Origin of the sequence: Corallococcus exercitus (assembly GCF_003611585.1) — a bacterium.
GTDB classification, from domain to species: domain Bacteria; phylum Myxococcota; class Myxococcia; order Myxococcales; family Myxococcaceae; genus Corallococcus; species Corallococcus exercitus.
Map to the genome: position 1 here is coordinate 1 of NZ_RAVW01000436.1, position 7981 is coordinate 7981.

The following is a 7981-nucleotide window of genomic DNA, read 5'->3' on the forward strand; positions in this document are numbered from 1 at the left end:
TGTGTATAACAGACAGCAGCAACCCCCACACCCACGGCGGCACGAAACGGCGCACGGCACTCTCCCCATCTTCAAGATTATTTGAGTGCAAACAATCATCCTGGAAGGGGCCTGTCCAGAGGGGATGACGCGGAACGCCAAGGGCTGGCCGCAGGGCGGACGGGCCGGTGTGACTTGCTTTGAATTCTGGTTTTGTAGTTTTGACCGTGCTATTCGCTTTCCCGGTTCCCCTGACGGGAGCAGCGAGACGGGATGCGCGGACGGAATGCATGGACGGTGGGCGTGGCGTTGCTCCTGGGCTGCGCCGGCACGTCCTACCTCCAGAGCGGCACGGAGACCCTCTTCGGCCAGCGGGGCGCCCGGGTCTGGGTGAAGGGGCCCTGGCCCGCGGTGCACCCGTCGGCGGACGTCGACGAGGTCATCGACCAGCTCTGCCCCGCGGTGATGGCGCTGGACCGGGCCAAGGAGCGCGACTACGGCCAGGAGTACTGCGGGCTCATCTATTCGCTGGGCTCCGGGGAGTACTACGCCAGCTGGCCGTCCCCGCTGGGGCGCACGACGCTGGTGGGCGCGGACCTGCGCCGCAAGAGCTGCAGCGTGCCCAGCATCGTCCGGGACGACCGGGGGACCGCGTCCACGCTGGCGGACTTCCACAGCCACCCCTGGTTCCCGTCGGGAATGTCACAGGAGGACCGCTGGAGTCAGTCACAACGTTGGACCCTGCGGGTTCAATTTGATTCAGGATGCACCATCACGAAGCTCGTGCCACACCAGGGCGAGAGCCGTCCGGGCGAGGTCTATCTGCGGCAGGGCAAGGCGTGGAAGCTCATCGGGTACATCCATGAAGCGGACAAGGACACGGGCTTCATCACGCCCGTGGAGGACTAGATGGGGCGCGAGGGTTCGTCAGTGCTGTTCGTGAAGCGCGGGCTCGCGGCGCTGCTCGCGTTGCCCCTCTGTGCCTGCGCGCTCTTCACGCGGCCGGTGCGGCCTCCGCACGCGCCCCCCGAGGAGGCGGCCCGCTTCCAGTTCCCCCTGGACCTGCCCGCCGAAGGGCGCATGCAGACGCCCGCGCTCGTGGCGACCGCGACGCAGCTGGCGATGGATGACTTCCGCCCCCTGGACTTGAAGCCGCACAAGGGCGCGACCGCGGACGAGCTGTGCCTCTACCGGCGGGACTCCTTCGACGTGTGGACGGCGCCCGGCCCGGAGGGCGTGATGTTCGTGCGCTTCGTCCCCCGGCAGGACGCCTGCAACGCGGATGGGCCCGTGACGGACGCGAGCGCCACGTACGCCATCGACACGCGCCAGTGGCGCATCCTCTCCATCCAGCGCTAGGCCAGCGCTAGGCCGCCGTCGCCCCGGTGGGCGGCGCCTCTTCCGGCGCCGCGCGCGTGAGGCCCAGCACCTTCTCCCGCTGCGGCCAGGGCCACGCGCCGGTGACCATGGCCAGCTTGCCCGCGAGCACCGACGCCACGGCCACTTCGAACGTGCAGATGTACGAGATGATGCCCATGTCGCCGAACACCTGGTTCAGGTACGACGCGATGACGCCCACGATGACCAGGCACGCTGTTCGATGTTCCGCCGCGTACGCGCGGTGGTACGAGCGCGCCGCCAGGTACACCGTCACCACCAGGTACATCCACACCATCGTGTAGCCGAACCACCCTCCGAAGGCCAACAGGCCCAAGAGCGAGTCGTGCGGGTGGAACCGGTACGTGGGGAACACGAACGCGATGTTGGGCAGCGGGTAGGGCTCCAGGAACTCGTGCCCGTAGCCCGTGCCGAACACGGGATTGGTCGCCCACGTCGCGATGAGGTTGAGGTTCTCGATGTCGCGGTAGTCCAGCTCTCCTTCGGCGTGCTGGCCCTCGATGATGGAGCGGAAGGTCTGCACCGGCTTGAAGATGCCGCTGCTGGAGCTCCACCCCACCAGCATGTAGACGACCAGCAGCGGTGAGCACGCGATGAGGGCGCGCGTGAGGCCCTTCTTCAGCGGCGTCCACGGGTTGAAGAGGTACGCCGCCGCCAGCCCGCCCACGAGGCTCACGTATGCGAGCCGGCGGTCGTTGAAGAACATCCCGATGAACACCAGGATGATGATCAGGATGCCTCGGATGGCGTGGCCGGACTTGGGCCGCTCCAGCCACCGCGTGATGCACACCGTGATGGCGAAGATGAACGTCATCGAGTCCGAGTGGCAGGTGGTGTACTCCACCTCCAGCCCCTGCGCCGGGATGATGACGAGCGCGAAGTAGGTGCTCACCGCGGACTTGGTGAGCGCCGCCGCGATGATGGTCTTCGCCACCGCGGGCCAGTCCTCCGGCCCGCGCAGGCTGTAGTGGTACATCATCGCCACCAGCGGCAGCACCGCGGCCTGGTGCCACTGCCACAGCGAGTTCTTCAGGTCCCCGCCCCGCGCGATGCCCCACACCTCCATCCACATGATGGCCATGAAGGACATCGTCAGCGTCACCACCAGTGGCCGGGGGATGGGCACCACGGGCGGATCAATCTTCGACTTCGTGGCCCGCCGGTAGATGCCCAGGCCAATGGCGAAGACGATGAGCCCGTCCACCAGCGGGAACCGCAGCGCACCAATGCCCACCAGCTCGTGCAGCTGGGTGAAGAGCAGCTTGCCGAAGGGGAACATCGGCGAGGGCCAGAACATCGACTGGGGGCGCTCGGGCGTGTAGTCCGCCGCCAGCACCAGATAGAGCACCGCCAGCGCGAAGTAGCGCAGCGGCATCTTCAGGATGACCCACACCACGGTGAGGGCCAGCACGGGCGCCATCGTGACGATGGGGTCCCCGTTACCCACGGCGGCCGCACCCAGGGTGACGGCGCCCAGGCCCACGACCATGACGATGTACTGGAGCCAGGCGGCGGGCGAGGGTTTGAAGGCCATCGGAGCGGAGGGGGAGGCTATATCCCGGGCCCGGGTTGGGATAGATGCGGAAGGCGTATGGCTGGCTCCCGACCCCGCGTCCTCCTGATTGCTGAGCTGTGCAACCCAGACTGGGTGAGCGTTCCCCTGGAAGGCTGGTCCCTGGCCCGGGCGCTCGCCGAGGTGGCGGACGTGCACCTGGTCACCCAGGTCCGAAACCGCGAGAACATCCTCAAGCAGGGGCTGGTGGAGGGGAAGGACTTCACGGCCCTGGACTCCACGCCGGTGGAGCGCCCGCTGGAGAAGGTGGGCGAGGTGCTGCGCGGCAAGGCGGGCGTGGGCTGGACGACGGCCACGGCGCTGAGCGTGCTGCCGTACTACTACTTCGAGGAGCTGCTCTGGCGGCGCTTCGGGGACCGCATCCGCGCGAAGGAATTCGACGTGGTGCACCGCTACACGCCCATCAGCCCCACGACGCCCAGCACGCTGGCGGCGCGGTGCGCGGAGGCGGGGGTGCCCTTCATCCTGGGGCCCATGAACGGCGGCCTGCCGTGGCCCAAGGGCTTCGGGGACGCGCGCGTGCGTGAGCGCGAGTGGCTGAGCTACATCCGGGACGTCTACAAGCTGATGCCCTTCTACAAGTCGACGCGGCAGAACGCGGCGGCGCTGATGATGGGCTCGCGGGCGACGCGGGCGCAGCTGTCGCGGGAGTACCAGGACAAGGTGGTCTACATCCCGGAGAACGCCATCGACGTGCGCCGCTTCGGCACGTCGAAGGCGGAGCCGCCGAAGCCCGGCGAGCCGCTGCGGGTGGCGTTCGTGGGGCGCTTCGTGCCGTACAAGGGCATGGCGATGCTCATCGACGCGGCGGCGCCGCTGGTGCGCGAGGGCAAGGTGCAGGTGGAGCTCATCGGCGACGGCGCGGAGATGCAGAACCTGCGCGCGCAGGTGGCGAAGGGCGGGCTGGAGAACGGCGTGACGTTCGCCGGCTGGGTGAAGCACCAGGAACTGCAGGGCCGCCTGTCGAAGAACCACATCTTCGGCTTCCCCAGCGTGCGCGAGTTCGGCGGCGCGGTGGTGGCGGAGGCCATGGCGCTGGGGCTGGTGCCCATCGTGATGGACTACGGCGGTCCGGGTGAGATTGTCAGCCCGACCACGGGCTTCGCGATCCCCATGGGCACGCCGCAGGAGATTGTCGAGCGCGTGCGCGGCGTGCTGGAGAAGCTGGTCGCGGATCCGTCCGTGATTGGCCCCATGGGCGAGCGCGCGCGGGCGCGCATCTTCAAGCACTTCACCTGGAAGGCGAAGGCGGAGCAGGTGCTGGAGGTGTATCGCTGGGTGTCCGGCGAGCGCGGCCAGCCGGACTTCGGCATGCCGCTGGCGGACTGAGGACCGGGGCGTGAACGGGGCCCTTGCCTCTGCACCAAGGTGCAGGGGTTAGGGTCCTTCGCATGAACCCTGAACCGTCCCTGCTTCGCCGCGTCGTCTTCGCCAGCGCGCTGTACGACCTCGTCGTCACCGTCCCCTTCGCCACGCCGTGGACCGCGGAGGTGGTGCTCTCCAACCTCCGGGCCGTGCACCAAGCGCTGGGGGCCGGCGGTGATCCGCTCCCCGCGTTCACGTCCACGCACCTGTTCTTCGTGGCCCTGTTCGGCACCATCGTGACGCTGTGGTCGGTGGTGCGGCTCTTCCAGTCCACCGCGTTCAACGGTGCCGTCGACACCGCGGGCCGGGCGCTGTTCTCCACGTGGATGGTGTGGGCCCTCACGCAGGGGGCGACGCGGGTGGTGCTCGGGTTCCTGGTGCTGGAGCTGGCGTGGATGTTCGCCCAGGGCGGTGCCATCCTCGGGAGCAGGAGGTGGCGTGGTGGCATCCCCGCGACGGCCCGTTGAAGTGACCCCTTTGCGCATCGGCGCGCTCGCGCGTGAATCCGGCGTGAAGCTGTCCACGCTGCGCTTCTACGAGCGCCGCAAGCTGCTCCTGCCCATGGACCGCAGCGAGAGCGGCCAGCGCCTCTACGGCCCGGAGGCCGCCATCCGCGTGCGCTTCATCCGCCGCTCCCAGGAGCTGGGCTTCACGCTGAAGGAGGTGTCCGCCGTCCTCGCCCTCACGGACCGGCGCGGCACCCCCACCCGCGACGTGGCCCGCTTCGCCGAGGCGAAGGTGCAGGCCATCGACGCGCGCATCGACGACCTGCGCCGCATGCGCCGCGCCATCACCACCTTGATGGCCGAGGGCTTCTGCCCTCCGGACACCGTGTGTCCCATCCAGGCGTCGCTCGGCGCGCAAAAGCCTCCGGCGAAGCGGAAGCCCCGCGCCTGAGCGCTACCGGCGCTCCGCCTCACGCGTGGTGCGCACCCACTCGCCCTTCTTCTCCGCGCCGGGGCCGCGAATCATCAGCCACACCTTCCACACCACGTAGATGGGCGCCCACGCCAGGTCCAGCAGCCCGCGCGGCCCCACGCCGGACACCCACCAGCCGCGCAGCACGTACAGCGCCAGCGACATCAGGCCGAACGACGCCAGCGCGGACGCCGCCACCGCAGTGCCGCCGGACAGCCACACCACCCCGGCCGCCAGCACCGAGCCCGCCACCGTCGCCAGCACCAGCTGGCTCAGGGGCGGCACCAGCACGTCCATGGACAGGTCCAGCAAGAGCCCGCTCTTCTGCTTCAGCGCGTCGCTCAAGAGCGGCCACCCGTGCAGCTTGCGCATCTGCGCGCGGCCGCCCTCCCAGCGCTGGCGCTGCGAACGGCTCTGCTTCTCCGCCGTCACCATCTCCCCCAGCACCTCCGCCTCCCAGGCGTAGTGCACGCGGTGCCCCGCGCGCGCCAGGCGGATGCCGTACTCCAGGTCCTCCACCACGCTGAACGCGTCGTGCGGCACCTGCTTGAGCACCGCGTGCGTGAAGCACATGCCGTTGCCACGCAGGCCGCAGGACACGCCCAGCCGCTCGCGCCCCATGGAGCGCACGCGGTGGAACATGCCCAGCGCGATGGTCATCAGCCGCGTGCGCCACGACGCCGTGGGGTTCATCACGCCGTAGTGCGCCTGCACGCCGTGCGCGCCGTCCTCCAGCCGCCGGGAGAACGCGTGCAGCAGGTTGGAGGACACCACCGTGTCCGCGTCCACCACCACCACCGCGTCAGCGAAGCCGTCACGCTGGCTGCGCTCGAAGGCGTGCGCCAGCGCGTAGCCCTTGCCGCGCTTCTCCGCGTCCTGGCGCTCCAGCACCGTGGCGCCCGCCTCCCGCGCCTTCTCCGCCGTCGCGTCCGAGCAGTTGTCCGCCACGACGATGATGCGCCGCAGGTGCGCCGGGTAGTCCACCGCGGACAGGTTCGCCACCGTCCGGGCAATGCCCAGCTCCTCGTTGTGCGAGGGGATGATGACGTCGAACTTCCGCGTCGCGGGCGACGGCGGAACCGGCGCCGCCTTGCGTCCCGACAACAGCGTCAGGAGCAGCAGATAGCCGCAGCCCACCGCCACCGGCAGGAGTCCCACGCACAGCGCCACGTCCACCCAGGTCCAGACCGTCACGACAGTGTCACCCCCGCGCTCGCGCCATCCTTCGAGGGACGGCCGCGCGCTCGAATCTTCAGCGGCGTTCCAGCTCCGCCAGCACCGGCAACTTGAGCAACCGCTCCACCTGCCACCGCTCCAGCACCCGGCGGCGCAGGATGTCCAGCGCCACCGCCGCGAACACCGCCAGCGCCACCCCGCCCACCACGCCCGCGATGGCGATGAGCTTCGGGTTCGGCTTGGACGGCTTCTCCGGGAAGAGGGCCGGCAGGAGCACGCTGTAGCGGTGCTTCATGGACGCCTTCGAAATCTCCAGCTCCGTCTGCGCCTGGTCCAACCGGCGCAGCTTCTCCTGATGCCGCATGACGACCATGCGCATCCGGTCCGTGGCCACCGCCACCTCCGGATCATCCGGCGTGCCCAGCATCGCGCCCGCCATCGGACCACCGAGGCCCGCCAGGCTCGTGCCCTCCGTCGCGGAGTCCACGTCCGTGCCGCCCATGCGCAGGTACTCCTGGATGAGCGACTGCTCCTCGGCGCGCAGCGAGATGAGCTGCGGCGAGTCCGCCTGCATCGTCGCCACGCGCTGCTCCAGGTCCACAATCACCGGGTGCTGCGGGGAGAAGACGACTCGCTGTTCGGCCAGCTGCGCGCGCAGCTCCGTGAGGCGGCGGCTGCGGAACTCCTCCACGTCGCGGATGGCGCGGCGCTTGGCCTGCACCAGGAACTTCAGCTGCGCGAGCGCGTGGTCCGTCTGCAGGAGCGCCTGCCGCGCGCTGGCCTGCTTGGGGTCCGCTTCCTTCTTCTTGCGGCGCGCGTCCGCCTGCTTCACCGCGCGCTCCAGGTCCGCGATGGCCTGCTTGATGTTCGCGGCCTCGTTGGCCACCTGGCCCTGGAGGATGTTCACGGACTCGGAGATGGCGCTCATCTCCGAGTCGTGGCGCATGTCGAGGAAGTTCTGCGACGCGGCCTCCACGATGTTGAAGGCCATCTGCGGGTCGCTCCAGTCCACCCCGATGGTCACCGTGCCGCTGCCGCCCTCCGCCATCACCGTGAGGCTGGTCTCCAGCATCGCGATGAGCGCCTCCTCCTTGTCCTCGTCGGACATGGGGGGCGGGGCCTTCTTCAGGTACTGCTCCTTCATGCGGCTCATGGGCGAGCGCATGTGGTCCCAGTACTCGATGAGCTTCGCGTTCTTGATGACGGACTTGAGGTTGCCCCGGCTGAGCACCATCTCCCACGCGGCGCGCGTGGGCTGATCCGCTTCCACCGGGATGGAGCGGCCCGGGTTCACCAGCGAGGAGATGATGAGGTTGCGGTACGTCAGCATCCGCGTCTCGACGTGGTACTTGCGCGGCATCAGCTTCGCCGCCAGCGACCCCAGTCCGCTCATCACCGCGATGATGCACAACCCCAGGAACCAGTGCCGGAAGATCGCCCGGCGCACGAAGCCCAGCCCGTCGAACAGGAAGCCCCAGTCGATGAGGTCCGCCGGCGCGTTCGTCTCCTCGCGCTCGGGGACGTACGGCGGCGGACCTCATCGACTGGGGCTTCCTGTTCGACGGGCTGGGC

7 protein-coding genes and 1 pseudogene are annotated in these 7981 nt (G+C 69.3%); 5 read left to right on the forward strand and 3 right to left on the reverse strand.

Annotated elements, in window-relative coordinates; all coding sequences use genetic code 11:
• Positions 1-252: 252 nt before the first annotated feature.
• The gene (locus D7W79_RS34915; protein ID WP_120529648.1) at positions 253-888 is read left to right on the forward strand and encodes a hypothetical protein; all 636 of its coding nucleotides are present in this window, start codon (positions 253-255) and stop codon (positions 886-888) included.
• The gene (locus D7W79_RS34920; RefSeq protein WP_120529649.1) at positions 889-1338 is read left to right on the forward strand and encodes a hypothetical protein; all 450 of its coding nucleotides are present in this window, start codon (positions 889-891) and stop codon (positions 1336-1338) included.
• A 7-nt stretch (positions 1339-1345) separates the two neighbouring features.
• Here D7W79_RS34920 and wzy read toward each other — a convergent pair whose 3' ends face one another.
• The gene (gene wzy, locus D7W79_RS34925) at positions 1346-2911 is read right to left on the reverse strand and encodes an exopolysaccharide repeat unit polymerase (protein ID WP_171437704.1); all 1566 of its coding nucleotides are present in this window, start codon (positions 2909-2911) and stop codon (positions 1346-1348) included.
• Between the two features lie 114 nt (positions 2912-3025).
• Here wzy and epsH point away from each other — a divergent pair, with 114 nt between their 5' ends.
• The 3 genes from epsH to D7W79_RS34940 all read left to right on the forward strand — a co-directional run bounded on the left by epsH (position 3026) and on the right by D7W79_RS34940 (position 5212).
• Positions 3026-4279, forward strand: a complete 1254-nt coding sequence (gene epsH, locus D7W79_RS34930; protein ID WP_244222138.1) for an exopolysaccharide biosynthesis glycosyltransferase EpsH — start codon at positions 3026-3028, stop codon at positions 4277-4279.
• A gap of 62 nt (positions 4280-4341) precedes the next feature.
• Positions 4342-4782, forward strand: a complete 441-nt coding sequence (locus tag D7W79_RS34935; RefSeq protein WP_120529651.1) for a hypothetical protein — start codon at positions 4342-4344, stop codon at positions 4780-4782.
• The gene (locus tag D7W79_RS34940) at positions 4757-5212 is read left to right on the forward strand and encodes a MerR family DNA-binding protein (protein ID WP_158617130.1); all 456 of its coding nucleotides are present in this window, start codon (positions 4757-4759) and stop codon (positions 5210-5212) included. The genes D7W79_RS34935 and D7W79_RS34940 overlap by 26 nt, the downstream gene beginning before the upstream one ends.
• A 3-nt stretch (positions 5213-5215) precedes the next feature.
• Here D7W79_RS34940 and epsU read toward each other — a convergent pair whose 3' ends face one another.
• Together epsU and epsV are read right to left on the reverse strand one after the other, a co-directional pair.
• Positions 5216-6427: an exopolysaccharide biosynthesis GT2 family glycosyltransferase EpsU gene (gene epsU / locus D7W79_RS34945; protein ID WP_120529653.1), complete on the reverse strand. Its 1212-nt coding sequence runs from the start codon at positions 6425-6427 to the stop codon at positions 5216-5218.
• Positions 6428-6485: 58 nt separating this feature from the next.
• Positions 6486-7916 (reverse strand): annotated as a pseudogene (gene epsV / locus D7W79_RS34950) (PCP family exopolysaccharide biosynthesis protein EpsV); the annotation flags it as partial.
• Positions 7917-7981 lie beyond the last annotated feature (65 nt).